The following is a 26,496-nucleotide window of genomic DNA, read 5'->3' as shown; positions in this document are numbered from 1 at the left end:
CCGGCGGCCTCTATGGTAGCAAGGGACGGTTTGAAAGAAGGTCTTCTCCTTGAGACAGAACGGAAGCCTCTCCCGCATTCTTCACGTGCTGCTCCACATGGACCAGCATCAGGCTCCCATGACCTCCGAGCAGATCGGCCAGATGCTGGGCACCAACCCGACCGTGGTGAGGCGCACGATGGCGGGGTTGCGCGAGGCGGGATATGTCAGCTCGGTGAAGGGGCATGGGGGCGGCTGGACCCTGTCGCGGCCGCTCTCCCACGTCACGCTCCTCGACGTTTATCAGGCGCTTGGGGCGCCGGAGCTCTTTGCCCTCGGCATGGCAAAGGACGCGCCGGCCTGCCTCGTGGAGCAGGCGGTGAACGGCGCCCTCGGACGAACCCTGGAAGAAGCCGAGCGCCAGCTTCTGGCGCGCTTCGGTGAGGTGAAGCTCTCCGAGATTGCCGCGGATTTCCCGCTTCGCGCCTCCGAGGCCAAGCATGGGACCTGCCGGGTCGAGCATGTGGCCTGAGGGCCGCGCTTCCGGAGCCTTGCCGACTATTGCGACTTGCGCGGATCGTCCGCCGGGTTCACGTAGGCGATCGCCCAGGGGCCGCGGGTGCTCAGCTGCACGACCGTTTCTTGGTCGATCTGCACGTAGTGCTGCATGCCCGGCGACATGGCGACGACCCCGCCCGCGGTGATGGCCTTCGTCTTCGCCGCGTCGAACGCAGTGCCCATGCCGATGTTGAACGAGCCGCTGACCACGGTGACCACCTCATCGGTCGGATGGGTATGGGCCGGGATCCTGTAGTTGGCCGGAAGCTTCAGGCGCATCACGAACATGCCGTCCTTGGCCGGGTCGCCGTAGAGGAGCGCCATCTGCGCGCCCTTGGGAAGGGACGGAGGGCCGTCCTTCCAGGTGAGCTCGCCGGGATTGACCATGACGTGCTGGTGCTGCTGGGCGAAGGCGGGCGCCAGGCAGAGCAGAAGGGCGGAAACGCAGGTTGTGGCTTGAAGCGTGAGGGACTGCATCGCAACCTCCCAAAGGGGTGATGGAGCGGACGCAAACAAAGCGGCCGGGCGAAAGGCATCTGCCGCCCGAAAAGGCTCTGCCCCTTGGGGGCCGCTGTCAAGCAAGCGCCCGCCTTTGGCGCTTCACGAGGTGCGTTCGCGCACCCCTTGCGAATCGAAAACCAATCCCCATATCAAGCTGACCAGCGGACATTGTTGTGGACTTCGAAGCGGCGGGCGTCACCGCCAGGCTTCGATGGGACCGTGCCAGGACGGATGTACTCCGGCCCGGTCCGATCCTGCACCTGCCTGACGATGCAGGCGCCCGTCTGGACCCCCTTAGCCCAGGCCCGTAGCTGGCGAGGCAGGAGATGCGGCTGCATCCCGCCCGTTCGCCCCGGAGCCTGGGCTTTTCCTTTTTCAGGCCCGCTCCTCCCAGATCTTGGCGAGCTCGACGATGGTGCTCACCGCCTTTTCCATGTCCTGGCTGCTGACGAATTCCAGCGGGGAGTGGAAGGCGTGGCCCCCGGCGAAGATGTTGGCGCAGGGCAGGCCCATGAAGGACAGGCGCGAGCCGTCCGTGCCGCCGCGGATGCTGCCGCGCACGGGCTCCATGCCGGCCCGGCGGATCGCCTCCACCGCGTAGTCGACGATCTCGGGGCGCCGGTCGAGCACCTCCTTCATGTTGCGGTACTGCTCCTTGACCGTGAACGTGTAGCTGGAGCCCGGATAGGCCTCCATGACCTCCCGGGTGATCTTCTCCAGCAGCGCTTCCTTGGTCTTGAGCCCGTCTTCCGTGAAGTCGCGGATGATGAAGCTCAAAGCCGCCTTTTCCATCACGCCCGTCACGCCGGTGGGATGGATGAAGCCGTCGCGGCCCTTGGTGGTTTCGGGCGCCATGTCTTTCGGCAGTCGCGCGATGATGTCGCCCGCGATCCTGACCGCGTTCTCCATCTTGCCGAAGGCGAAGCCCGGATGGATGGCCACGCCCCTGATGGCGATCTCCACCGCGTCGGCCGAGAAGCTCTCGTCCTCGATGGTGCCGGCGGTCTCGCCGTCCATGGTGTAGCCGAAATCGGCGCCGAGCTTTTCGAGGTCCACCTTGTCGACCCCGCGGCCGATCTCCTCGTCCGTGGTGAAGAGGATGCGGATCGTGCCGTGCTTGACGTCGGGGTTGCTGATCAGGAACTCGGCCGCCGCCATGATTTCGGCGATGCCCGCCTTGTCGTCGGCGCCGAGCAGCGTCGTGCCGTCCGAGGTGACGATGTCGTGGCCGACGAGATCCTTCAGCACCGGATGGTCGGACACGCGGATCACCTGGGCGGTGTCGCCCGGCAGCCGGATGTCGCCGCCCGCGTAGTTCCTGACAATCTGCGGCTTCACGCCCGTGCCGGAAAAGTCCGGCGCCGTATCCATGTGGGCGCAGATGCAGATGACCGGCACGTTGTTTTTCGGCGTGTTCGACGGAATGGTCGCGTACACGTAGCCGTGCTCGTCGAGATGCGCGTCGGACACGCCGATCTCCAGCAGCTCCTCGACCAGCAGGCGGCCGAGATCCTTCTGCTTCTCGGTGGAGGGCTGGCTGGGGGACTTGGCGTCGGACTGGGTGTCGATGACGACGTAGCGGAGGAAGCGGTCGGTAACGCTGGCGGCCATGAGGAATCCAAACTGCAGTGAAGGGTCACATGCTTGTAGCGGCGCAAAGCCGGCGCGTGAATGGCCTGCCGGGCCATCCTTTTGTGCAAGCCTGCCTTTTGTGCAAGCCCGCCTTTTGTTCAGGCCCGCCTTTTGTGCAAGCCCGGCGGGAGGCCGGCGCGATGGCGGCGCGAGGCGCAGCCCGTCCGGTCGCGCGCGGCTCAGCTTCATCCTAGCGCCGCAGCAGGGTCTCGATCCTGGCGCGCTGGTCGATCCAGTGCTGGCGGTGCTCGGCCATCTCCTCCAGCACCGCATCGGAGAAGCGCTTGCGGTTCTCCAGAAAGCACGGCGGCCCGAAGCCGCCCTGGCACAGCCCTTGTGTGCGGCACCCGCGCCGGCGGCAGCCGGACGGCACCTGGATCACGTCGGCGAGGCGGCGCAGAACATCGTCGGCATCGGGCAGGCCGGCCAGGATGGTGCGAACTCGGCTCATGATGAAACCTCATGCAATGAATGACGAAAAGGAATTGGGAAATAAGAGCAGCGCCTTCGGGCCCGCAGCCTTGGGCTGCGAGCCTGAAGAGCACACGAGGGTGGCGCAAGCTGCAGCCCGGCTCGCTGTGGTATGAAAGGGAAGAGCCGAACTGCCTCTTCGCGCACGGTTCTTTTCAGGCGGACTGGTGCGACCGGTGCGGCGCTGGCCCAAGGCGGCCATGCTGGAGGCCCTGGGCCCAACCCGCTTCCGGCCCCTCACCAGGGCCTCCTGCCCCATGAGCCTGCGTCACGCTCATGCACAGGACCGTGCCTGCTCCCACACTGCGACGCCTCGCGAGCGCGCCCCTCGTCAGGACCAGGCTGTGCAACGATATAGCTAAGATGAGGAAGTTTGTCAAGAACAAAACAGGAACATCACACCGGCTATCATCCGTCATGGCTGGGCTCGTTCCGGCCATCCCGATGCGGTGAAGCGATGCGCCCCGATCAATCGGGATCACCGGCAAGAGGGCCGGTGATGACGTGAGGGGGCTGGCCTATCGATCTCTGCCCGCATCCCGAGGAACATGCGCAGGGGCGTCAGTTCCCCAAGCCTTCGCGAACCGCCTGGGTCCAGTGGTCTTCTTTCTTGCCCATCGGGTGGGACGCGACGACGAAGCGACCGACGGTTTCGCCATCGAGCACGAGGCGGCCCCCGGCCTCCACAGGCTTCGTGCCGGGCCTCCGGTCGCCCGCGAAGCACGGCGCGTCGAGGAAGGGACGCGCCCAGTTCATGCCCGTAGCCAAGACGAGGCGCCTGGGACGGAAGGTTGCGATCTCGTGCAGCAGCAACTCCCGGCATCGCGCCCGCTGCAGGGCGGCGACCGCCTCGCTCGGGTTCCAGCCCTTTTCCGGCGCGAACTTGTAGAGGTTGGACCACACGAGCCGCGAGGGCCAGGCCCCTCCGTCGCGCCCGCATCGCCAGCCTCGAGCAGGATGCGCCGCGCCGTCCGCCAGAACGCCGAGCGGGCCGTGTTGTAGCTGGCCGTTCGGCTGCCCCATTGATCGGCAACCCAGCGCAGCGGGCAGGGGCCTTCGCTTTCGCCGACGGCCTTGGCGAGCACGGCTTGCACCAGGGCCTCGGCCCAGGCGGCATCCCGCAGCTCGGCAGGCGTGCAGCCCGGCTTCACCCAGCCGTTCACCGCGCGGCCGACCCACATCAGCGCGCCGTCATAGGCGCGGCCCCGCATGGCGAGAAAGGCGGTCAGCGGCTCCTCCGGCAAGCGATGCGCGGCCCCGCTGATCTCCTGCGCCATGGCCCGGAGCAGGCTCCTGTCGCATGTGCGGTCCATCAGGATTGCGCGCGCGCCGGACGCTGTGCGGCCTGAGATGCATCCAGGGAAGCGGCGGCGGGGATGAGTGCCATAAAAGCCTTCGGCTCGAGCGCCGCGCCCTCATGCAGATCGATGGGGCGGCGGGTGCTGCGCTCAAAGCCGGCATCGAAGAGGCGGGACGGGCCGTCAAGCGAAGCGCCCTTGGCGAAGGTTGGCTTCACGCCGTTCTTGTCGGTCTCAACCTTAGAGATGATCCCGGCCTTCTCCCACACCGGAACCCCGCGCCCCTTCACCGCCTCGACCATATCGGGAACAGCCTGCCGGATGAGCGCCCGGACCCACCCCAGCGTCTCGCCGCGCCAGTCGTCGTTCAGGTGCTGGAAATACACGTCGATCTGTTGGGAGGGGAAGGGTGGTTCTTGCTGCAGGGTGGTTACTTCAGTCTGCATGGTTGCTGCTGCTCTTGGCGAACAAGCTTCTTTATACAACAATCATTCTATGGAAACGAGACTGTTTACCAATCATATTAAGTGCGTTGAAGATACTTTCCCCAAATTCATTAGCTTTATCCATGTAGTCTTCTAAAGTGTTCCTTTGCGAGAACCTCTTCTGCAGTTCACTTTCTGCAAGGCCTGTTCGCAAGAGGAAACTGTCATAATTTGATATGACTTTCAAAAGATGAGGGTGCGCATCTTCAAAGTTTTTATCCTTAGAGAGTTCCTGTATTCTTTGTATAGGGCTTAGCTTTGCCATATCCATGGCTAATTCTTTGGAGACTGTATTCATCTTATTGAAATGAGCTAGCAAATAAAGTATAGCAGAAAAGCATGTAAGCATTCTGCTGTATTTCAGTTTGTAGTTTTTTATTTTTCCGCTTATCTTCTTCTCTTCTGGCTCACGGAATATGCTTGCTTCGTAATTAACGCACAGCGTTCGCCACAATCTTAAAATATCATTCGTTAAATAAGCTGGCATGAATTCATCTTGATGATCGGCGTAATCTCGCCAATAAGCATTAATCACGTCTTTGATAATTTCGTTATATACATGTTTTTCTAAAAGAGGATGACTCTCTAGTAAAAGTAGGAGTCGGGCGGTAAAAGTATTCGTGGCATCATCTTCAGGTCTGCCCATACTCCTTGTTAGGTCATCTAACGAATGATGAACTAAGTACCGCCCATCCCCATCAAACTCGCGGATCTTGAGGCGCTCTGTTGCTCTTATAAGATCTGCTTTGATGCAGATCTCATCCAGGCGTCGAAGTAAGCTTTTCTTTGTGTCTTTGTCAGACTTGCCGACGATAAAGAGATCTAAATCGCTGTGTTCGCTTGCCTCACAACGTCCGTAAGAGCCGGTTGCGTAGACACAGGCCTTCCCTTCTAATAAGTTTTCTGCATCCGAGAGCAATTCGCGCATGGCATTCATGCGCTCTGCTGTCAAAGCGCGACGCTTATCAATCTCCACCATTTACTCCCCCCCACTCGAACACGTTAGCGAAGATTTCCGCTTGTTCGACAGCGTCATCTAGCGCGTGGTGGGTGTGACTATAGGTTGAAGCTAAATTTGGAGGAAGTCTTGAACGACCAGCTTCAGAGATAGGGATCCTAGCTTTGACAGCCAATGCAGTCTTGATATCGTAGCAACGGGAGTAATCAAATGGGGATCCATCGCTAGTAAAATTTACGAAATACCAGTATAGCCAAGTCCAATCGAAACTTAGTGGATAAGCTACTAATACTGGATTTGCTCCTCTAGCATTGGACCTAATCCATTCCGCTGCTTCCTGCATGGCAGTTTGCGGGGAAGAGCCCTCATGTTTTAATCTATCTCTATTAAGTCCATTGATCTTGAGTGCTTCTGGTTGGTACTTCTCTGATATCGGACGCAATTCTTTGTAGAATACTCTATCGTAAGTTCGCGGACGTATAAATCTTACGCCGTCGAAAGACCCAGCATAAACGATTGCAAATGAAAGAATGGAATACGGGCCTGGAATTGGCCCATCAGTTTCTACATCTGCTGAAAAATAAGCGTCCACTCTTCTCTCCGCACTCTTGCCGTAAGGCTTATGAGTAGCAGCTGTAGGTTCAGAGCCAGTCAAATCAATGAGACTCATTTAGAGTACCTGATAGATAAGTGCGAAAAGATATAAAAGATAGCAGATGCTTCTTGAGCATTCGTTGTGAGTCACGCCGCAACCTACAAGGTTGCTGTAGAGGCCCCCAAAGGATGCCTCACGTGCACTCCAGAACGCCCAGAAAATAAGGGTTTCTGATTCAGGAATGCCTCACGTGAGTGGCGTTGTAAGCCATCAGATCGCCTCACCCTCGTACGCATCAATTCGCCTCACCGTGAGGCAGACTTTGACAACGGGCATGAAAAAGCCCCGGTGGTGCCGGGGCTGCTTCATGAGGAATGCTGAACTAGGGAAAGGTGTTCGGATCCTTTGGGAGAGTGTCTAGTTGCTCAATCCCGTGATGTACTTCCTGTCATAGAAGCTAGCGTGCACCAACGCGGGATCGAAGGCGGACCGGGCACCCGCCTCGTCCAGCGCCGACCTCAGCTTCCTGAAATGGATCCCTCGTTCCTTCGCGGCGACGTGCAGCGTGACGTAGCGGTCCATGAAGGCCTCCAGGTCGTCCTGCCTCACGACCTGCCGGGAACAACGGTTCACAGGGTTGATCTCGACGCGCGAGGGCAGGTGGCCATGTTTGATCAGGGCCTTCACCACCCGTGTCGTGGTGACGAGCCGCTGCTCGACCTCGCGCAGCGAGAGGCTCCCGTCGGCCTGACCCTGCACGAGGGGCTTCACCTCCTCGGGATCGACCAGCACCGATAGGTACCCCGCGACGTCAGCCCGGCGCCTGACCCGTGCCAGCTTTCGATCAAGGATCAGCCGCACGATCTCCATCGCGGAGCAGGACGCTCGCTTGGCCGCGGACGGGATGGGCACGAGCGCACCGTCATCGGGACCTGCATCGGGCGCGTCCGCCAGCAGCCTCTTTAGGAAGGCATGGAGATCCTGCTGGGCGAAGGCGTGGTCCTTGAGGATGTCCGTCCCGCCACGGACGAACGGTACGATGAACCCGGCCTCGAACAGGAGGCGCTCGTGCGGGCGAGGGGCGTTGAGGTACTCGCCCGCCTCAGTGAGCGTCATTGCCTCCGATACCCACTCCAGGAAGTCGCGTGCCGATTCCGCGTCGAATGTGACCCACGAGTCCGACAGGGACATGGCCTCGGACGACACGTACCCTGCCGCGTGCAGGAGCTTTCGCAGGCGCTTGGGATGGGCACCCGTCTCGCGAGCGGCCGATCCGACGGAGTGCAGGCAGCGCACCGTCACCTCCCGACCGAAGACGTCATCGCCGGGGCCGAGCGGCATCGTCTCGACCACGTGCCGCCGGATGAGGTCGCGCAGCGGCTCGTACGCCGCATCGTCCGATTCGTGCGCAAGCCACTCGTACAGGCGGCCGAACACCAGTCGCGGCCCCCAGTCGCCCTTGGCCGACCTGACGCGGTCCTGGAGGCCCGACAGGAAGGCACGGATGGCATCCTCCCCGCCCGAAGCGATCTCGAATCCCGCCGCCCCGGCCTCGTGCCACTCGCCGTCGGAGAGACGATCGGTCCGGAAGCGGATGCCGTGCGTCGCAATGGCGCCGATCACCTCGCAGGCCTTCGCCGCGGCGTAGAACGGCAACGCGCGCAGGAACGGCACGTCGTCGGTGTCGGATCCCTCGCACCGGGCCAGCAGGTGCCGCTCGAAGGCGGTAACGCTCCGCCGGGACGCCCCGTCTGCGATCTGCCGAATCCCGGGGATGGCAGGCTGGATCAAGGCGGCGAAGTCGTGGACGCGCTGGGGGTGGTCGTCTCCGGCGACGGCGACGAGGCCCACGCCATGCTCCGGACAGGTGCGGATCGGCTCGATGAGCCATGCCGTCCGGCCATACGGTCGGACGGCCAAGGGCTCGGTCCCTTGCTCGAGATCCGTTTGGATGCAATGCGGGCATACCCGCAGCGACTTGCGGCTCAGGGTGTCGCGGACGAGCGCCTGCCCCGAGACGGAGAAGCGGCACTCGCCAACCTTCACCACGGCACCTGCCGCGAGTAGCCCGAGATCAGCGCGCGTGCGTAGGGCCAGGGCTTCCAAGGCGGGCATGTCCCCGTCCACGATGCCTTGGAAGGAAAGCCCCATGTCTCGGCAGAATTCACGGGCCGAGCGGCCGAGCAGCAGGGCGTTGCGCGAGCACTGGCTCTGCGGGGTCTCGTCGAGGCGCAGGCGAACGGTCAGGGAGGGATGCAGCGGGGTCACGGGTTTCTCCTGTCACGGGGTTGGGTGTTGCGGCCTTGCTTGCCGCCGCGGCGCCTCTTCGGCTTCTCGTCCTCATCCTCCTCATCCTCGGGCAGGTCGCGGACGAGGCCCTCGCGCGGCCGGATCAGCCACCAGTCGCCCGAGGCCGTGAACACGTTCGCCTCGGGCAGGCACCCGGTCCTGGCCGAGTAGGCGTCCGCGAAGTGGTCGACCCCGAGAGAAGCGGACTCCTCCAGGAGCGCCTTCCGGATCGCGTCCTGGATGAACTCGATCACGATCCCGAACCGGCCGAGCGCCGCATGGAGGAGCCGGGCGACGAACGCGTCGCTGACCACGTCGTTCACGGACAGGCTGGCCTTCTCCTGCCCGTAGGAGGAGATCAGGCGGCGGACGAGCGCGGCGTCGCGCTCGAGAGTCAGGTCGTTGAAAACGACGTGACGGGTGCGGCGCCAGACCTGCTCATCGTCCGCGAAGAACCGCCCGATCTCCGGCAGGCCGGACAGGATCAGCCACACGGGCCAGGACTTGTTCTGCATCAGGCGCTTCAGGGTGTCCTGGACCTTGCCGATCTCGACCGGATTCCTGGTCTGGAGGACGTGCTGGAGCTCGTCGATGTGCAGGAAACGCACGCCGCGCAGGGCCATCTGGTGCTGCACCATGTCCCAGACGACGTTCTCCTCGAGCCTGCGGGTGGTCTCGTACCCGAGGGCCGCGAGCACTTCCATCCCGAGGAGCCGCAGCGTGCACGGCGACGGCGTCGAAACGGAGACCAGGATGCAGTCGGCGTTCGGATCGCCGTACCCTGCGAACTCCTCCCGTTTGAGGAAGTGGCGCTCGAGTGTCCGGGTCTTGCCCGCCCCGGACTGCCCTGTGACGGTCAGGGCACGTCCCTCGCGCAGCCGCCCCACCTGGCGGGACGAGCCGTCCTCTGCCGCCTCTTGCGCTAGCAGGAAGCTGTCGATGAGACCGTCCAGTTCGGGCTCGAGCACCTTATCACGCTGGGTGGTGATGTAGGCCAACAATACGCCTGCCATCACCCCGCTGCTGCGGGCGCGTCGCTCCGACTGGAGGCGGCGCATCCGGCTGACGGCATCCTCGATGCCGCCGGGTTCATTCACGCTCGTATCCATCCTCAATCCTCCATGCCGTAGTCGTCTTCCTTGGTTCCGTCGTCACCTTCCGGCGCCCCAGAACCCCTGCCGTCGGGCCCAGGCATCTGCGCGGCGTCGGTGCGGCAAGGCGTATCCGCATCGTCCTCCATGGCGACGTCGACGGGGTCGAACACGGCGGGGCCGTCCTCCGGGCCGCGGTCGAACGAGAAGGTGCGGAACCGATCCCGCTCGAGGCGATCGACATCGGTGGAGGTGATGATCGGGGACGCGATGCCGGCACGTTGCGTGGCCGAGGCGGAGAAGGCCTTAATGTCGGCCAGCGCCTGAAGGACGACTTCCTCAGAGAGCCGCGCCATGTCGGCATGCTCACGGCGCAGCGCTCGCTCGGTTGCGACCCAGCGCTCGAGAGGAACGCCGTTGAAGCCCGCCTTCACGCAGGGAACGGTCAGCCAGCCGTCCTCGGCCCGCACCGACACGTAGCCGAGGTCGCCCTCGTCGATGCGCACGAGAACAGGCTTCTGCTGCGCGACCCGGCGCAGGCGCTGGATCTCCTCGGACTGGTAGTTGAGGCCCAGCACCCGCACGCCCGAGTTGGTGATCCGGCGCTCGACCGTAATGCCGAAGATGTGGCGGCAGACGTCCGGGTCCGGTGGGGGCAGCACCGGGTGGAGGCGGGTGGTGCGGATCCAGCAGTTGCGCGGGGTCTCGCCCCCGAGGCCTTCGTGCGGCGTGTTGTGGTAGACGTCGACGATCCAGCGCACGATCGCCCGTCCGAGTTCGTCCGCGTCGATGACGGCGTTGGCTTCGGATTCGTAGTCGCCCTTCGCGACCACGTTCTCGAAGCTGCGGCCGTGGAACAGGGCCACGAGCTGCTTGTGGATGGTGCGGAAGAAGCGCTCGATCCTGGCCCGGTTCTGCGGGGTTCCTGCCGGCGGGAACAGCATCTCGCTGCCCATGTCGGTCACGGATGCCCGGGTCTCGTAGGCCGTGTAGGCCTTGTCGTTGTCCGTCGCGTAGGTCTCTCCAGTCCCGCACTGGTCCCACGGGGTCACGCACCCGGCGGCCTCGGCGAAGCGCGACTTGTCCATCACGGCCATTGCGATCGTGGACACGGCAGCGGTGGACGTGTTGCTGTCGATGATGCGGGCGGCCAGGATGCAGCGCGTGTAGCAATCGATGGCGACCGAAAGCAACAGCCGCCGACGCCCGACCTCGGCCCTGATCTCGGGGGAGAGCTTGGACCAAACGCCTGCATCCTCGAGAATGACCTGGAGGGAAATTGTCCAGGCATCCATCTCCACCCGCTCGAGCGGCCGGGACATGTCGAGGCCGCCGCGGACGATGAAGAACTTCTTGCGCGCCGCCGCCTCTCCCTCGCGGCCGGCGCAGACCATGAACGGGTCGAGGCCCGAGATCACGCGCTCGAAGGCCGCCCGGCTCGGTTTCTTGAGGAGCCGCTCGCCCGTCGCGCGGCGCTTCAGGTTCTCCTTCCGAACCGCATCGACCAAGTCGATGTAGAGCGTTGCCTTCGTCGGCTGGAGGCGACTCGCGTAGCGCTCGGCGATCTCGCGCATCAGCGCGCGTTCCTCGCTCTCCAGGCGCGGCATGCGGTTGCCGCTGCGGCCGTAGCCGTCGCGCAGGGACATCGCATCGAAGCCGCAGGCCTCGTACTTGCGCAGCCACTTGCGCAGCGCGGTCGGGCTCGGTGGGCGCTTCACGATGATGTCGTCGCTGCCGCAGCGTCCCTGCTCGACGGCCTTCTCAAGGATCCCCATCGCGTAGCGTTTGATGAACGCCTTCATGGGGACGTCCGCGCGGCTGGTCTCGCCCGCCGCCTCGGCCCGCAGGAAGGCATCGCAGACGTCCTTGCGCGCGAGCAGCCTCTCGCGGCGCTTGGGCGCGAGCTCCGTGATAAGCCGCTCGGGGCCTTCAAGCCGGACGGCGGCCGCGGACGCACGATGGTAGTCCCGGACGATGTTCATCCGACCCTCGTCGAGCAACTCCGCAAACACTGCATGCGTGAACGACTCGCACAGGTTGGGATTGTCGACGCGGCGCAGGACGTGTCCATGGTCGTCGCTGGAGTGCGCGACGAACTCCAAGGTGCCGTCGATGATGTACCGGGCGTGCGGCTCCAAGCGGTAGCGGGGGACGAAAGGGGTCGGAACGGTCCTCGGCATCTTGGGTGATTGCGGGGCGGTGGGGAGCGTCATGGTGTGTCCTTTCCTCTGTGGGACTCGGTGGGCTTGCGGGCCGGCCGGACGGCGCTGTCGGCCGAGATGCGGCCGGGCCCGGCGTGATCGAGCACGCCGTCATCGATCAGGCAGACGACAGCCATGAAGCCGTGGCCGTCGTTGCGGGTGGCGGCCATCAGGTCGGCGATCCTCACCGTGCCGCGAAGGCGGGACGCGACGGCGCCGACCTCGGCGATGCACGCGTCGTCGCGCATGCGGCGGGACTTGAGGATCAGGCGGGCATCCGCCGCGCGGGCGCGGGTGATGTGATACCCGGTGCGAAGCACGAAGGTCTCTCGCCGCCCCTTGGTGGACGTCGCCCGGATCAGCTCGAGGGTCTCCTCGATGCCACTGGATGCCACCTTCGCGGCTGGTTTCACCGCGATGTTCAGGCGGGTCATGTCCTTCAGGTCCACGACGAGGTCGAAAGTGTGGTTCCGTTCACGGCCATCTACATCGATGTACGTGATTGCCTTGGGCTGCTCGCGCAGGGCCCTTGCGTCACGGTGGGTCGCAGCGATGCAGATGAGGTCGCGCTCGAGTGTGCTGTCGTAGACCATCTCCCGGTTGGTCGTCGGGATGACGAGGGAGCCCCTGACGGACGACGTGGTCGTTCCCTTGAGGGGTGACCGCCGGCTCGCCAGCGAGGCCGACGGCGGAGTCCAGACACGGCTCGCGCGGGCTGCGGTTCGGGTGCCGGCGTCCGATGGTGTCTCTTTTGTACTGGATGTGCTCATGACGTGTTTCTCCGTTCCCGCAGACGGTGCTGCGCGGCATGTTGTGAGGGATCGGTTGGCTTGAGGTGTCTGGCGGTCTGTCGACGCTGCCGGTTCAGGGTTCCGTGCGATCGCCTCGACCAAGCGCGGCGGGCCCGTCGCGTGCCTTCACCATCCGGAGTGCGGTAAGCAGGACGAACTCAATGTCGTGCCCGGGTGGGCTCTCGAAGCGGATGTCCGGCGGCTTCAGGGGCCGACCCCGCGTGCTTTTCCCGACCAGGGCGGTGGCAGGAGTGACGGTCGGCCTCGACGTGCTCATCGCGTGCTCCTTCATTCCCGCTGCGGTTGCGGCGGGTCGTGTTGCTAGGATTCGTTCGGATGGATGCCGCCGACAGCGGCGCGGGGGTTAGCGCGCCTTCGGAGCCTTGTCAGGTGGTCGGCGGCGGTCCTCTTAAGGCGTTTCTGAGTCCTACGGCAGGTAGGGGGTGCCGCGCGCCGTCGGTGCGAAGGAATAGGTTGCGGACGCTTGCGGGCATGATAGTGTCTCCCGTCATGGCGAGCGATGGCTCGCGGACTCAATCCCTTGAAACAGGGACTGCCTGCCAATCTTCGAAGGTTTCATTCGGGCGCTGCCGAATCATTGGTAGTCAAGCAGAAGACGGCCTCGCCTCCCGGGGCTCAAAACGTGAATCCTTAAAAAAATTTGGACATTGTCTGGGTCCTTAGGACCTGGCCGCCTTCTGCTCGTGAATCCTGGTCAGCATCTGGGACAGGAATGGCGCGGCTCCGATCCGCCGTCAAAACAGTCCTGAGGATGTGGTCGAACTGCACGCGCCCGCGCCTCCCGAGCACGTCCGCGAGTTCTTCAAGCGCGGGCCCGTTCGCCCGCAGCAGCGCCTTCGCTCGCTCCAGGCACTCGCCCAGCGTCCGGTTCACCGTCCGCCGCAGCGAGGCGTCCACCCGCACCCGCTCCAGCACCTCGGCGCCGTCCCGCGGCACGATGTAGGCTAGGCTGTGTCCCAAGCCCAGGGATGCTTCCATTGTGGCCGCAAGCACCGTCGCCTGGTGGAGATCGGCACCGTTTGATCCGCCGCCGCCGTCGGAGCGGCTCCCGAAAACGAGCTCCTCCGCCGCAACTCCTGCCAGGAGGACCGTGATCCACGCCAGGTAAGCTGCCCTCGTGCGGACGACCCCGCAGCGGTGGTCGAAGGCAGTGGACCCGACGGGCGCGCCGGGCGCCACCTCCCGGAAGGCGCGGGCCTCAATAGGCGAGCTGCCCGACTCCTCCGCCAGTAGGCAGCCGACCACCGCATGCCCGGCCTCGTGGACGCAGGCCCGGTGGTACATGGCATCCGATAGGCGCAGGCGCGTCGGTAGGCTTTGGTCGAGGTCACCGACACCAAGGTCCCGCCGCTCACCCCTTGCTCGCCGCTTGGCGTCGCGCACGACCTGCTCGATGGCGGCACCTGACGCTCCCTCCAGCCTTTCCGCCACCTCCGATAGATCGGCCTCCGGGAGCGCGTCGCCCAGATGATGCCGCAGGATGCCCTTGCGAGCCTCAAGATCCGGCACCGGGATCGCAATGTGTCTGTCGAGGCGGCCCGGCCTACGGATTGCGGCATCAATCTTGTGGGGGAAGTTTGTCGCCCCGACCACGACCACCCCCTCGCGTCCTTCCGCGCCGTCGAGGCACTCGAGGAAGCCGTTGATGACCTCCCGGGTGTACTGCTCGTGCCGCTCGTTGACCTTCTCGCGGTCCCCGAACGAGTCGAGCTCGTCGATGAACAGGATGCAGGGAGCGTCCTTCCGCGCCTCGTCGAAGGCGGCCCGCATGGCCTTCAGAAGGTCGTTGAGGTAGCCCTTAGCCTGCCAACGGGCGAGGGAGTGCACGTGGACGGACACGCCGCAGGTTTTTCCGAGTGCCCGGGCGAACATCGTCTTGCCCGTCCCGGGAGGTCCGCTGATGAGGGCGCCGCGATCCACATCGGACCAGGGGATGCGGCCAGCTCGGTAGTCGGTGAGATCCCGCGCCAGAGACCGTCCCCACTCGGCAGCCTCGCCGAGGCCATGCAGGTCGTCGAGGCATGGGTGCTCGCGGCGTTCCTTCGGGCTGACGGGGGCGGGTTCGACCTGCTTGGCAAGCCGCAGTCTTCGGACGATCTGCCCGACACTTCGGCCGGGCTTGACCAAGGTGCCGATGATCACGAGCGGCAGCCCGGTCGCGGCGTCAACGAGCTCGTTGGGCGCGCGGCCAAGCACGACGTACAGCGCGCCCCTAAGGGCGTCCGCGTCAACCGGATTCGGTACGACGATCCCATCGGCCGCGATCTGGAACATGGGCGGGATCTCAGCGGGGTCGGAGGCGAAGGCGAATACACGAACATGGGATGCCAGCATGTTTCGGATGGCAGACTCGGTCGTATTCGACCGCTTGCCCTTGCCGCCGTCGAACTCAAGAACCTCATAGGCGGAGTCGATCCTGTCGAGTTCGATCTCGAGCATGTCCTTGGAGAGGGAGCGGAGCAGCGTCCTTCCAGCGTCCACGAATACTTCCCTATCCTTCGGGTCGGCCACGACGATGCCGATGATGCCAGGCTGCCCGCGCAGGACGTGGTGAAGGTCTGCATGCCTGAGGGCACGAATGAGCAGGTTGCGGGCCAGGGTCTTGCCCACATCGGTGGGGCGGCGCACGGCCTCCTTGCGCCTGTTCGGGAGAATGCGTGTCATTGTCGATGTCCATGTGGCGAGCCCGCCGGGGAGGGCGGTGTGATGCCTGTGTTCGGGGCGATGGGTCCGTCTTGAGACTAGCGGAGGTCTAGCAGCGCGGAGCGGTCCGGCCTGCCAAGGGCGTAGAGGCGGGTGATCGTTCGTGCGTAGCCGAGTTTGGGTGCCAGCACCCACAGCCCGGTCGTGACGCCCTGCCGCCCATCGCCAATCGTCGGATGGTTGAACATGATACCTGTCAGGCAGGGATCGGGGCGCGTGATACCCAGCCAATCATGGATCTTGGGGCAGGTGGCCAGTGCGGCATTGTCGGGATGCTTTCCCCGGCGGATGTCCTCGAGGTCCTGCACGAGGGCGCGCAGCCGCTGGATTTCCGGTTCGAGTCCGGGTGCCGGGCCGTCTTTGTTGATGATGAAGGTCATAGGCGTGCTCCGTCGTCTCCGGACCCGATGGTGCAGGCCAGTCGATCTGGATGGACTGCGAAAGGGAGGTTTCAGTCGTGGAAACGGGAGACGCGAGTCTCCGGGCCGATGCGGGCCTTGTCGAGATCGATCTCCACGAAGCGGCGCAAGGCCATGGCGGCGATCACGCCGACTGAGTTTTGGCTTCCGCGAAGGACATGCATGCAGGCTGAGAGTGGTAAGCTGCGGTACTCGTCGAGACACGTGAGCAAGAGCAGGCGTTCACGCAACAGGATCGGGTGGGACGCGTAAGCCAACAGCTCACGAGCATTCTCAAAGCGGCAGCGAAGGGTTCGGTCAAACACGTGCCGTTCGTACCGAAATCCCTCTCTGTCGGCCGCTTCGTGACACCAGCCGAGGGCGGGATGCACGGATGCTAAGGATGCATCCACCAACACCATGCCATCCGCACGCCTCACGAGAAAGTCTGGGACATGATCAATGCCACGGTGGGCTAGCACCAGAGGAAGGCAACACCAGCTCTGTACTGTACGATCAACATCGAGCAGACATGCTAGATCGTGTGCCGCTTGCGTACGGAAGCGAGGCGGTCCGACGCAGTAGAGGAAATTTTCGACGGCAGAGTACTGTGGGCTGCTCTCAGTATGGAGTTTGGCCAAAGGAATACTATTGCCGCCGCTGTCAGCGGCAGTGGATGGAATACTCATCGGTGTGTCTCAGGTTGTCCCGCGGTCGCCGCCGCAGGGGCAGGTCTGGATCAGGAGCGGATTTGCTCCCAGCTTGGCATCACTGAAGTGGCATGTTGCACAGTCATCGAGCTCGCGACGTTTGGTCAACCGCCATATCAATGATGGGCAAAAGCTTGTTGGTTATTGTCATGAGAGTCAAACCTGCCCAATAAGGGGTGAGTTGGCCTGTATGTGCACAGATCCGGAAAACGTCTGTTTACTCGCGCCGGGGACACATGGTTTGGAATTGTTGACAGATACTCTGATCAGATTGAGAGGACGTGCTCATTCCTCTTGAGGACGGTACATGAGCAGGATCAAGTTCTATCAATTGCTCACAGCGAGGGATTCACGCTACTCGCCGCAGCGAGCTTGGATTGATTTTGGACGGTGCGGACAAGGGCCTCGATTTCAGCATGGGAGATGCATGCCGCCGGCTGCGAGCCCCGGGGATAACCCGGGGAAAATCTCGACAACGAGCCACCAGCGGAGGCCGATGAGACAGACCCTTATGGCAATCGGCTTTCGAACCGGTGGCGCTGCTACGTCCAATTTGAGGCAGGTCTGCCTGTACTGCACCATGATCGGCGTCGCCGCGGAGTGAGGGCCGCCTCGGCAAAGGCCCGAGAACGGCACACCTGAAACACTAGCTCGAAGGCAGCAATCCTCACGTAACCAGACCTTCCAAAAAGTGAGTGAACTTCACTTCCTGACCCAGCCTGTGTAAAAACGCGAACAGGTCCGATCTCGACGAACTATCTGTACAATTTCAGCTCCATATACCGAGGAATCGCCAGTCAATTCCGACTTGCAAGACATAAAATTGCTCGACCGGGCGACGCGTCGGCGTTTTTACACAACCAAGACCCAAAGCGGCCCCTGAGAAGTGCGCAGTCTGTCGACAGCGCTCAGGTGCCGCTCCCTGAGTTGGTCGGGGATATGGCCGACGTGGTCAAGGCAGGCGACAACGTCATTCCTCGGCTTGCAGCGCTTCGCCGTTTTCCGGAGGGGGCGCCTCCGACCATCCCCTGGCCCGCATGGCCGGCCCGATCCGGATGGAGGACCTCAGGGACCATACGCAGATACTGCTATCGTCTGGGCTGGAGGTGAGCGGCGCCAAGGACTACGGTGCCCTTGCCGTCAACCGCTGGCGGGTGAACGACCTGCGCCTGCGTCACCACCTGCTCCTTGCGGGGACCGGCTGGAGCAGCATGCCCCGCCATCTCGTGGCCGAGGACCTCCAGGCGGGGCGGCTCGTGGCGCTGACACTCGATGCAGCCAGCGCGGCGGAGCAGCCTCCCGACCTTCCCCTCAGCGTGGCCCATCTCCGGACCAAGGCCCTGGGTCCAGCCGGCCGCTGGCTTTCGGACCGACTGGCCGAGAACGGCGCGGGTTCGGAGGACGCATGATAGCAAGTGCAGAGGCTCATGTGAGATGAGCTGAGGTCTCGTTCGCACGCGTCCAGAAGTTCAGGGCCCGGCGAGGGAGATCTTCTGTTTCAGGATGGCGCAACCTGGCATGAGGCGCGACAAGCCCTCAACGAGCACTTCGCCCGCTTCCTCAAGCGCATCCTCCGGCATGGTTCCCAAGGTTTCCAGTATGAACCACATGCGGCCCGTCGCAGCCTCCAGCCGCGTGCGCGTGCCTTGACGCCAATTCCATCTCCTGCACGTGACGCCTAGATCGTCCCGCCAGATGACCTCTCCCGGGGCCGGGTTCTCTACGACGGCTTCCCCATTCATGACCGTGTCGAAGACTTCGGTTCCGTCGGCGATGATCAGATGCGGTCTTCCGACATACGCATCGAAGTTTTCCCCGCCGACAGGGAGGGCATAGCGGAGGCTGATGGCATTATAGAGATCCACGACAGGGTTGATCGCAGGAATCCGACCGTCCTTCACGACCCGTTTTCTCAAGGCCTGAGCAGAGCAGGGCGTTCGGTTGGGCTTTGCGCCGAAACGCTGGTAGGCTTCCGACCAGCTTGCCAGATGGGCGTCAGCCCATGATGGCCCTCCTGCCGAGACAAGATCGCAAGCATCCGCCAGAAAGCCTGGATCAAGGCTTCCTTCCGCCGCCGCCTTGGCGTCGACGTGAATGCTCATTGCCCGAAAATCGGGGGCGATTGCCCTTATCTGTTCGGTGATGACTGGAGTGTCGAACATACCACTCAATTCCATTGGCCAGTTTCGATGGAAGTATCGAGCGCGGTGAGGGAGGTCAACACATCGGCCGTGGCGGGCGCTGATGTCGAACACGTCAGCGCAACCGTGTCTCAGGAAACCAAGATGTTTCGTCACCAGAACGGACTGATGTTTGACGAGCTTTCTTGAACGCAAGAGATCAGCGGTGGCATGCTGGCAAAGATCGAAATGGGGAGTGCCAGCCCCAGCATCGCTACAATTCACGGAATTGTCGCAGCCTTCGGAGGCGATGTCGCGGACGTCATGGATCCTGCACGAGCACCGACTTGGCCTCGTGCAGGACAGCACGGGTCATCTGGTTCAGCATGGGGCTCACAATGCGGCTCTGCTGCCAGAACAAGGGGACATCCAAAGGTTTGTCCAGCCTGAGAGCAGCCAGCCTCCCGGCGCGCAGGTGGTCGGCCACGAGCGGCTCCGGGTTCATGCCCCAGCCGATGCCGGCCAGGGCCGCATCCACAAAAGCCTGCGAAGAGGGGAGCCAGTGCAGGGGCGGATGAACATCAGTTCCGAGTACCTGCCGAAGCCATTCGGCCTGGAGCCGATCCTTCTGGTTGAAGATCAGACATGGCGCCTGAGCGGCCGCAGCCTCGCTGAAGCCACCGGAAAACCACCGGGCGCAATACTCCGGGCTTGCGGTCGCAACATAGCGCAGGGCTCCGAGAGGATGGCAGTCACAGCCCTGGATCGGTGTGCTGTTCCCCGTCACGGCCGCCACGACCTCGCCGCGCCGTAGCCAGCCTGCGCTGTGGTCCTCATCGTCCAGCACCAGGTCGAACAGGTACCCTTCGGTCCTCGCTATGGCTTTGATCAACCAGGTCGCAAGACTGTCTGCATTCACGGCAATCCTCAGGGTCGTAGGCTGCCTTTCGGCCTGGAGGCTCGGCAAGCTTCCCTGCAAGGAGCTTTCCAGCAGGGCAACCTGCTCCACATGCTGGCACAGGCGCTGGCCCACCCCGGTCGGCGTGCAGGGCTGCCCCCGGACCACGAGCACAGTTCCCACCCGCTCCTCCAGCAGCTTGATCCTCTGGGAGACGGCCGAGGGCGTGACGTTGAGCTGCTGAGCCGCCCGCTCGAAGCTGCCGGTGCGGACGACGGCCGCGAGGGCGGCGAGGTGAGCATAATCGAGCATGAGTTAGAGAAACTGAATTGGAGTGAGAAACTTTAACTTTCCTAATCCTAGGAGGTCTCCTAACGTACGTCGACCCCTACCAGCGTCTCATGTTGGGCGCTGTACCTCAAACACGCCGGAAAGTGCCTATGCCCGAACTTACCCAACTTGCCTTGTTCTTCGCCGCAGCCTTTGCTCTCGCCATTACGCCTGGCCCTGGCATCTTCTATGTCGCCGCCCGCACGCTCGCGGGCGGCCGTGCCGAGGGCATCGCCTCCAGCTTCGGTACGGGACTGGGCGGCATGGTCCACGTCCTCGCCGGGAGCTTGGGTGTCTCTGCCATCGTGCTGGCGAGCGCGGACCTGTTCACGGTCCTGAAGCTGTTGGGCGCGGCCTATCTGGTCTGGATCGGCTGGCGGACCTTCCAGGCCGCACGCCGGGATGCGCTGGCGACCTTGGCGGGCGGGACGGCGGCACCACCTGTCGGCGCACGCTGGGCTTTCCGGGAAGGGGTGCTGGTGGAGGCCCTGAACCCGAAGACAGCCGCCTTCTTCCTGGCCTTCGTGCCGCAGTTCGTGGACCCGGCTGCCGGCAACGTGGCCCTGCAATTCGCCGTCCTCGGCTTCGTCTCCGTTGCCCTCAACACCCTCGCCGACGTCGTGGTGGCCTTTGCGGCGGGTGGCATCCGGGCAGGGGCCACGGCACGGCCCACTCTGATCCGCCGCCTGCGGGAGGGGTCGGGAGCCGCAATGGTCGCGCTCGGCATCGGCCTTGCCTTGGCCGGACGCCCTTCGACCTGATAGCCGTGATCGTGCCGGATCTGAAGGTATGCAAACAGTGACTGCCGAACTTCAACACCTCCTGCTGGTCTACGCCACGTATGTCATCGCGGCGGGCAGCCCTGGCCCCAGCAACATGCGCATCATGGGCGTCGCAATGCAGCAAGGCCGCCAGGCGGCACTCACGCTGGCCGCGGGGGTCGTCACCGGTTCCATGTTCTGGGGCATGATGGCGGCAACGGGGATCTCCGTCCTCCTCACCCGCTATGCCGAGGTGCTGACCGCCCTCAAGATCTTCGGCGGCCTCTACCTCTTGTTTCTCGCCTTCAGGGCCGGACGAGCCGCCTTGATCTCGGAAGAGCGAGCCACGGCAGGAGCACCTACGCCCGCTTCATCGCGGACGGCGCTGTACAGGCAGGGGCTGTTGATGCACCTCGGCAACCCGAAGTCCGTGCTCGCATGGATCGCCCTGGTGACGCTTGGCCTCGGCACCGATGCATCCTGGCAGGGCGTTGCCGCGACCCTCGGCGGATGCGCCGTGCTGAGCGTGACGATCTTTTGCGGCTATGCCGTCCTGTTCTCGACCACGCCGATGGTGCGCCTGTACCGCCGCGCCCGCCGCTGGATCGAGGGCGCCCTCTCCATTGTCTTCGGTTTTGCAGGACTGCGCCTGCTTCTGGCCCGCACATGATGACCACACAAGAAACCCTGAGACTGTTCAGCGGCCTTTCAGCCTTTCCGCTGACGCCGACCGATGCCGCAGGGCATCTGCAAGCCGATGTGCTGGGCCGCTTCCTCGAGCGCATCCAGGCGGCAGGGGCGGATTCCATCGGCCTGCTCGGGAGCACTGGCGGCTATGCCTACCTGAGCCGGGAGGCACGCCAGCATGCGGTCCGGGTAGCGGTGGAATGCGTGGGTGGCAAGATCCCGATCATCGTGGGCGTGGGTGCGCTGCGCACCGACGAGGCCGAGACACTCGCCCGTGACGCCAAGGCAGCAGGGGCTGATGGCCTGCTGCTCGCCCCGATGTCCTATACGCCCCTGACCGACGAGGAGGTGTTCCAGCACTTCTCGGCCGTGGCCGAGACGGGCGGGCTGCCCCTGTGCATCTACAACAATCCAAGCACCACAAAATTCACCTTCAGCGATGACATGATCGCCAGACTGGCGAAGCTCCCGAACGTGGCGGCGGTGAAGATGCCGCTTCCGGCGAATGGTGATTTCAGCGGCGAGATGGAGCGGCTGCGGGAGATGACTCCTGGCGGCTTCGCCATTGGCTACAGCGGCGATTGGGGTGCCACCGACGCCCTGCTGGCTGGCTGTGACGCCTGGTACAGCGTGGTTGCAGGCCTGCTGCCCGCTCCGGCTATGGCTCTCGCACGCGCGGCGCAAGCGGGCGACGGTTCGGAAGCCGCCCGCATTAACGATGCCTTTCAGCCGCTCTGGGATCTGTTCAGGACGTTCGGCAGCTTTCGGGTGATGTACGTGATGGCAGACCTTCTCGGTCTCGCTAGGATCGAGCCGCCGCGCCCGATCCTGCCGTTGCCTCAAGAGGCCCGCAGTCGCGTGGGAGAGGCTTTGCAGAGCTTGAAGAGTTGAGATCACTCCATTCCCTGAAACGGATTCCACGAAGTTCCGGGTGTGAGGCCAGAATGTCGCCTCCTGGCAGATTTTGTTGAAAAACTCCCGAGCACTGCTTGGTCGATCTATTACTGGCGTCAGCGTGCCAAGTAAGACTCAACATCCTGTATGTTGCCGACACGAAAAACGGCAGTTGCAGACTTTTTCAACAGTATCGGCACGGAGCTGACCTTGGCCGTATCTCCGCACTGCTGAGATGAGCGGACCTTCTTTCAGGCTCACGGGACTGCCGAGCTTGACCCGGAGCAGACATTTGCTTCAGTGGCAAGCCTTCAGCTCGGTGTTCGGTTAGGCGCGGCACGTGCTGAACAGGAGATTCTATGACCGTCTCTGCGCACTAACTGCCTCTACCACCGCCGTAAGGACGTTCTCGATCCTGAACGGCTTGTCGTAGACAGCCGCGAACAGCTCCGGACGGCTACGGGCAATCGCTCCTTGGGCCCCGCTCAGCAGGATGATTGGGATCCGGGCCCAATCCGGATTGGACTTGATCACCTGCGCCAGCTCCAGCCCGTTCATCAGCGGCATCATGAAGTCGGTGACCACCAGCGCCGGCACCTCCTTGTCCAGCAGCTCCAGGGCCTTGCGGCCGTTCGAGGCGGTCAGCACCCGGAATCCTTCCTCCTCCAGAGCATCAACGAGAATGTCCGTGATCAGAAACTCGTCATCAACAACTAGGATCGTCGTCATTCCCCGGTCCTGCTCCCGCTTCAGACAACGTGCCGTCTCAAGAACGGGTCCGGCCGTCCAGCCGGGGCGTGCCTTCCAGCGCATGCTCCGCGCCCTCGAACGTCTCCGGAAGGCTGATGCCCTGGCTGCTGATGGCCAGTTCCCGAATGGAAGGGTCGAAGGCACTGTCCCGTACCTTCTGGATCGACAGCAGACGGCGCAGCCGCGAATGCTGGTCGACAAAGCGCAAAGTGATCAGGTTGTCGGTCACGCTGGAGATCTCAGGCATCGGAGCCAGGATCTGGCGGCTGAACAGATCGGTCAGCTCCCGGGTGCCAACGGCCGTGACGTTCAGAGCCCGCAACTCGTTGGTGAGCGCAGTGAAGAACTCCACCAGCCGTGGGGGATGAAGTGCAGCTCGCTCAAACCCGCCAAACCCGTCGATGAATAACCGCTTCACCCCACGGCGGCGTACTGCTTCCAGAAGCTTGTGCGCAAGTCCATCCAGCAGGTTTTCCGTCGAGGGCTGCCACAGGATCTCCAAGGCTCCAGAGGCGAGCAGCGGGTCAAGATCAAGCCCGAGAGTACGTGCCTTGAGCTTCAGGCGCTCCGGCGTCTCATAGAACCCGAAGTGAAGCGTCGGCTCCTCTGGAGAGGCCTGAGCCAAGAAGTGCAGCCCCAGGGTGGTCTTTCCTGTGCCGGAGGCGCCAATCACCAGCGTGCTGGAGCCCTGTTGCAGGCCGCCACCCATCATCTTATCAAGTTCTGCCACGCCTGACGTGGTCCGGGCCGTGGTGGGGCTGTCCGGCATCGAGGGCTGTCCGAGAACGGCTTCGAGCCGCGGGTAGACCACCACACCCCGGTCTAGGATCTCGAACTGATGGTACCCATGCATGGCCTTCACCCCACGGGACTTGCGCACCTGGAGGCGCCGTGCCGAGCGCACACCGAAGATCTCGTCCTTGAGCTGGATCACGCCATCGACCATCGTGTGCTCGGGGCTGGACTCATCTACTCGGGAGCTGGTGAGAAAGAGAACGGTGCAGCCGGCAAAGGCCGCATGACCCTGCAACTCGGCGATGAAGGTTTTCACGTCCAGGTTGCTCTCGGCCTTCTCACGGGCGTTGAGCAGGCCGTCGAGGATGAGCAGGGTCGACTTCGTGCGCCCGATCTCCTGACGCAGGAGCTTGACGACGGCAGTGAGCCCTTCATCGCGCAAGGTCGTGAAGGCGCTCACATAGTTGATGCCATTGCCGAGTTTGGAGGGATCGAAGAACGTCAGGGTCGAGAGGTTCTCGAACAGGCGCTCGTGGGACTCAGCCAAGAGGGTCACGTACAGGACATGCTGACCGGAGGCGGCGTGATGGAAGGCGATCTGATTGGACAGGATTGTCTTGCCGGCACCCGGGTGACCCTGGATGATGTAGGACGTGCCGGCGACCAGGCCGCCGCGCAGCACCGCATCAAGTCCTTCGACACCCGTCTCGACGCGGGGCAGCTCATGGGGCACAGCTTAAGCTCCTCGAAGATGCTGTCCAAAGGAAGGAGCCCCACCAGAGGCGGAGCGCAGGATCGGACCGACAAGCCTATAGCAGCGATAGTCTTGCACCACCAGAATTGCACTCGATCAATGCCGTGGAACCCGCTGCCAATGGCAGTCCTGCGCCGGGTTACGCAGCCTTGCCCACATGTTCGTCCCGCTCGTCCACCAAGGGCGCCTTCACCTCACAGACCACCCCGGCGAGGTCATAGGTGATCTTGACGTCACCTCCGAGCTCCAGCGCCAGGCTGCGCTCAATCAGGCGTGACCCGAAACCCTTCTGCTCGGGTGGTGAAACCAGCGGGCCGCCACGCTCTTGCCAGCGAAGGATCAGATGCGGCGGATCGTCGGCCTGAACCCGCCAGGTGATTGCGATCCGGCCTGACGGAGCCGAGAGCGCGCCATACTTCGCCGCATTGGTCGCCAACTCGTGCAGCGCCAAGGTCAGGGCCAGGGCCATCTTCGGGGTCAAGCGCACATCCGGCCCGCCGGTTTCGAAACGGTCACGGTGGTACGGTGAGAGGACCTCAGCAACAACTTGCGACAGGCTGGCTCTATCCCAGTTCTCCCGTGTGAGCAGGTCGTGGGCCTTGGACAGAGCGAGAAGGCGTGCCTCGAAGGTCTGACGCACTGTGTCGCCTGATTGTCGGGAGTTGAAGGTTTGCCGGGCAACAGCCTGCACCGTTGCAAGAATGTTCTTCACGCGATGGTTCAGTTCATGCACCAGTAGGCGTTGTAGACGCTCGGCCTCCTTGTGCCTGGTGATGTCGCGGGCAATCTTCGATGCACCCACGATCCTGCCTTGGGCATCCTTGATCGGGGAGATCGTCAGGGAAACCTCAACCAGACTGCCGTCCTTGCGTTGGCGGGTGCTCTCGAAATGCTCGACGCGCTCACCCCGGCGGATGCGGGCGAGGATCCTCTCCTCCTCATCCTGCCGGTCCTCAGGGAACAGAAGCGTAATGGGCCTGCCAATGATCTCCTCGGCCTTGTAGCCGAAGAGCCGTTCCGCCCCCGTGTTCCAGCTTGTGACGATGCTCTCAAGGTTCTTGCTGACGATGGCGTCATCCGACGACTCGATGATCGCAGCGAGCCATCCCTCGACCTCTTCAACACGCTTGCGTGCACTGATGTCGCGGAAGTAAACGGATAGCCCGCCATCGCGGGTTGGGGAGATGCTCAAGTCCACCCACTGATGCACAACCGGAGACACCACCTCCAAGCGTGTGGGCTGACGCTCCTGCATGGCCTTCAGAAACGCCTTCCAAGGTTCAGAGTCGGCTGCTTGCGGAAACTGCTCGACAAAGTCCTTGCCGATCAGGTCGTCGCGACTGCGGTTCCATCGTTCTGCCGCGGCCCGGTTGACGTAGGTAAAGCGCCAGTGGTGATCGACGGCGAAGAAGGCGTCGGCAACACTTTCCAAGATGTCGAAGCTCTGCTCGCGTGACGCCCCGACGCGGTTGCTTTTGGCCCGTCCTTGCTTCGTCGAGGGTTCACGCGGCATCGCGCGACCTTGCGGCAGGTGTTCTGCTCCTGCTCTCGTTCCGACGCTCGTGATCGTCCAGGAGCCGCAGGGCGGCCCGCACCACTTCACTGGCGCTCCGATAGCGTCCAGCCGCCACCTTCGCGGCAATCATGGCTGTGAGTTCCGGGGTCAATGAGGCGGTAATGATCGACTTTGAAGGCATGGCAGGACGGCCCGATAAGAAAAGTTCTTACCCTTGTAGGGGTACGCTGCAAGGTCTGCAAGGAGATGGAAGGCATCTCAGTGTCCAAAGTCCAAGCCGAGCTTCGAGAATGCGGGAGTGAGCAGATCATGTCACGCCCACGCTTAACGGCCGAGATTGGCACTCCTGAGACATAAACGTTTGGTCCGC

At 63.3% G+C, this 26,496-nt stretch carries 26 protein-coding genes and 1 pseudogene; 5 read left to right on the top strand and 22 right to left on the bottom strand.

Annotation, left to right across the window (positions count from 1 at the left end):
• The first annotated feature begins 49 nt into the window (after positions 1 to 49).
• A complete protein-coding gene (locus JKG68_RS15180; protein ID WP_202060971.1) occupies positions 50 to 511 on the top strand; it encodes an Rrf2 family transcriptional regulator in 462 nt (153 codons plus the stop codon).
• 26 nt (positions 512 to 537) lie between these two features.
• Here the strand turns inward: JKG68_RS15180 and JKG68_RS15175 are convergent, their stop codons facing one another.
• The 16 genes from JKG68_RS15175 to JKG68_RS15100 form a co-directional block, all read right to left on the bottom strand.
• Entirely contained in the window at positions 538 to 1,014 is a 477-nt protein-coding gene (locus tag JKG68_RS15175; protein ID WP_202060969.1) for a cupin domain-containing protein, read from the bottom strand.
• 399 nt (positions 1,015 to 1,413) lie between these two features.
• Positions 1,414 to 2,649 carry a peptidase T gene (pepT, locus tag JKG68_RS15170; RefSeq protein WP_202060967.1) on the bottom strand — a complete coding sequence of 412 codons (1,236 nt, stop codon included), beginning with the start codon at positions 2,647 to 2,649 and terminating at the stop codon, positions 1,414 to 1,416.
• Positions 2,650 to 2,860: 211 nt separating this feature from the next.
• On the bottom strand, positions 2,861 to 3,121 hold the full coding sequence (locus JKG68_RS15165; protein WP_202060961.1) for a hypothetical protein: 261 nt from the start codon (positions 3,119 to 3,121) through the stop codon (positions 2,861 to 2,863).
• Positions 3,122 to 3,702: 581 nt separating this feature from the next.
• Positions 3,703 to 3,897 (bottom strand): hypothetical protein, encoded by a 195-nt coding sequence (locus JKG68_RS15160; RefSeq protein WP_202060960.1) that lies wholly within the window; start codon positions 3,895 to 3,897, stop codon positions 3,703 to 3,705.
• Positions 3,894 to 4,418, bottom strand: a complete 525-nt coding sequence (locus JKG68_RS15155; RefSeq protein WP_202060958.1) for a hypothetical protein — start codon at positions 4,416 to 4,418, stop codon at positions 3,894 to 3,896. Before JKG68_RS15155 ends, JKG68_RS15160 begins: the two co-directional genes overlap by 4 nt.
• Before the next feature lie 35 nt (positions 4,419 to 4,453).
• Complete coding sequence (locus JKG68_RS15150; protein WP_202060953.1) at positions 4,454 to 4,885, bottom strand: DUF1801 domain-containing protein; 432 nt, start codon at positions 4,883 to 4,885, stop codon at positions 4,454 to 4,456.
• A 31-nt stretch (positions 4,886 to 4,916) separates the two neighbouring features.
• Positions 4,917 to 5,903, bottom strand: a complete 987-nt coding sequence (locus JKG68_RS15145; RefSeq protein WP_202060951.1) for a nucleotidyltransferase domain-containing protein — start codon at positions 5,901 to 5,903, stop codon at positions 4,917 to 4,919.
• A complete protein-coding gene (locus JKG68_RS15140; protein ID WP_202060949.1) occupies positions 5,890 to 6,552 on the bottom strand; it encodes a 3'-5' exonuclease in 663 nt (220 codons plus the stop codon). The genes JKG68_RS15145 and JKG68_RS15140 overlap by 14 nt, the downstream gene beginning before the upstream one ends.
• Positions 6,553 to 6,894: 342 nt before the next feature.
• Complete coding sequence (locus tag JKG68_RS15135) at positions 6,895 to 8,745, bottom strand: TniQ family protein (protein WP_202060947.1); 1,851 nt, start codon at positions 8,743 to 8,745, stop codon at positions 6,895 to 6,897.
• Entirely contained in the window at positions 8,742 to 9,875 is a 1,134-nt protein-coding gene (locus JKG68_RS15130) for an ATP-binding protein (RefSeq protein ID WP_202060946.1), read from the bottom strand. The genes JKG68_RS15135 and JKG68_RS15130 overlap by 4 nt, the downstream gene beginning before the upstream one ends.
• 2 nt (positions 9,876 to 9,877) lie before the next feature.
• Entirely contained in the window at positions 9,878 to 12,070 is a 2,193-nt protein-coding gene (locus JKG68_RS15125) for a TnsB C-terminal domain-containing protein (protein WP_246515454.1), read from the bottom strand.
• Entirely contained in the window at positions 12,067 to 12,828 is a 762-nt protein-coding gene (locus tag JKG68_RS15120; RefSeq protein WP_202060944.1) for a hypothetical protein, read from the bottom strand. The genes JKG68_RS15125 and JKG68_RS15120 overlap by 4 nt, the downstream gene beginning before the upstream one ends.
• Positions 12,829 to 12,922: 94 nt before the next feature.
• Positions 12,923 to 13,126 carry a hypothetical protein gene (locus JKG68_RS15115; protein WP_202060942.1) on the bottom strand — a complete coding sequence of 68 codons (204 nt, stop codon included), beginning with the start codon at positions 13,124 to 13,126 and terminating at the stop codon, positions 12,923 to 12,925.
• 374 nt (positions 13,127 to 13,500) lie between these two features.
• The gene (locus JKG68_RS15110) at positions 13,501 to 15,534 is read right to left on the bottom strand and encodes an AAA family ATPase (RefSeq protein WP_202060941.1); all 2,034 of its coding nucleotides are present in this window, start codon (positions 15,532 to 15,534) and stop codon (positions 13,501 to 13,503) included.
• 77 nt (positions 15,535 to 15,611) lie between these two features.
• Complete coding sequence (locus tag JKG68_RS15105; protein ID WP_202060936.1) at positions 15,612 to 15,953, bottom strand: hypothetical protein; 342 nt, start codon at positions 15,951 to 15,953, stop codon at positions 15,612 to 15,614.
• A gap of 71 nt (positions 15,954 to 16,024) precedes the next feature.
• Positions 16,025 to 16,297: a hypothetical protein gene (locus JKG68_RS15100; protein ID WP_202060934.1), complete on the bottom strand. Its 273-nt coding sequence runs from the start codon at positions 16,295 to 16,297 to the stop codon at positions 16,025 to 16,027.
• Positions 16,298 to 17,706: 1,409 nt separating this feature from the next.
• Between JKG68_RS15100 and JKG68_RS15095 the strand changes: the two are divergent.
• Positions 17,707 to 18,090, top strand: a pseudogene (locus tag JKG68_RS15095) (LysR substrate-binding domain-containing protein); the annotation flags it as partial.
• A gap of 60 nt (positions 18,091 to 18,150) precedes the next feature.
• Here JKG68_RS15095 and JKG68_RS15090 read toward each other — a convergent pair.
• Both JKG68_RS15090 and JKG68_RS15085 read right to left on the bottom strand, forming a co-directional pair.
• Positions 18,151 to 18,843 carry a B3/B4 domain-containing protein gene (locus JKG68_RS15090; protein WP_202060930.1) on the bottom strand — a complete coding sequence of 231 codons (693 nt, stop codon included), beginning with the start codon at positions 18,841 to 18,843 and terminating at the stop codon, positions 18,151 to 18,153.
• Positions 18,844 to 19,123: 280 nt separating this feature from the next.
• Positions 19,124 to 20,011, bottom strand: a complete 888-nt coding sequence (locus tag JKG68_RS15085) for a LysR family transcriptional regulator ArgP (RefSeq protein WP_202060923.1) — start codon at positions 20,009 to 20,011, stop codon at positions 19,124 to 19,126.
• A 128-nt stretch (positions 20,012 to 20,139) separates the two neighbouring features.
• Between JKG68_RS15085 and JKG68_RS15080 the strand changes: the two genes are divergently transcribed.
• Genes JKG68_RS15080 through JKG68_RS15070 form a run of 3 tightly spaced genes read left to right on the top strand, consistent with a single transcriptional unit; the run spans position 20,140 to position 22,368 of the window.
• On the top strand, positions 20,140 to 20,790 hold the full coding sequence (locus JKG68_RS15080) for a LysE family translocator (RefSeq protein ID WP_202060922.1): 651 nt from the start codon (positions 20,140 to 20,142) through the stop codon (positions 20,788 to 20,790).
• Positions 20,791 to 20,818: 28 nt separating this feature from the next.
• Positions 20,819 to 21,460 (top strand): LysE family translocator, encoded by a 642-nt coding sequence (locus tag JKG68_RS15075; protein WP_202060921.1) that lies wholly within the window; start codon positions 20,819 to 20,821, stop codon positions 21,458 to 21,460.
• 17 nt (positions 21,461 to 21,477) lie between these two features.
• Complete coding sequence (locus JKG68_RS15070; RefSeq protein WP_202061067.1) at positions 21,478 to 22,368, top strand: dihydrodipicolinate synthase family protein; 891 nt, start codon at positions 21,478 to 21,480, stop codon at positions 22,366 to 22,368.
• A gap of 360 nt (positions 22,369 to 22,728) precedes the next feature.
• Here the strand turns inward: JKG68_RS15070 and JKG68_RS15065 are convergent, their stop codons facing one another.
• The 4 genes from JKG68_RS15065 to JKG68_RS15050 form a co-directional block, all read right to left on the bottom strand.
• Positions 22,729 to 23,100 carry a response regulator gene (locus tag JKG68_RS15065; protein ID WP_202060920.1) on the bottom strand — a complete coding sequence of 124 codons (372 nt, stop codon included), beginning with the start codon at positions 23,098 to 23,100 and terminating at the stop codon, positions 22,729 to 22,731.
• A gap of 37 nt (positions 23,101 to 23,137) precedes the next feature.
• On the bottom strand, positions 23,138 to 24,589 hold the full coding sequence (locus tag JKG68_RS15060; RefSeq protein ID WP_202060919.1) for a DUF7125 family protein: 1,452 nt from the start codon (positions 24,587 to 24,589) through the stop codon (positions 23,138 to 23,140).
• A 160-nt stretch (positions 24,590 to 24,749) separates the two neighbouring features.
• Complete coding sequence (locus JKG68_RS15055) at positions 24,750 to 26,123, bottom strand: sensor histidine kinase (protein ID WP_202060918.1); 1,374 nt, start codon at positions 26,121 to 26,123, stop codon at positions 24,750 to 24,752.
• Positions 26,113 to 26,307: a type II toxin-antitoxin system ParD family antitoxin gene (locus JKG68_RS15050; RefSeq protein WP_134494884.1), complete on the bottom strand. Its 195-nt coding sequence runs from the start codon at positions 26,305 to 26,307 to the stop codon at positions 26,113 to 26,115. The genes JKG68_RS15055 and JKG68_RS15050 overlap by 11 nt, the downstream gene beginning before the upstream one ends.
• Positions 26,308 to 26,496: the final 189 nt, after the last annotated feature.

It is taken from the genome of Microvirga aerilata (genome assembly GCF_016743775.1).
GTDB classification, from domain to species: domain Bacteria; phylum Pseudomonadota; class Alphaproteobacteria; order Rhizobiales; family Beijerinckiaceae; genus Microvirga; species Microvirga aerilata.
The sequence above is the reverse complement of the archived record's forward strand: the minus strand, read 5'-3'. Positions and strand labels throughout refer to the sequence as shown.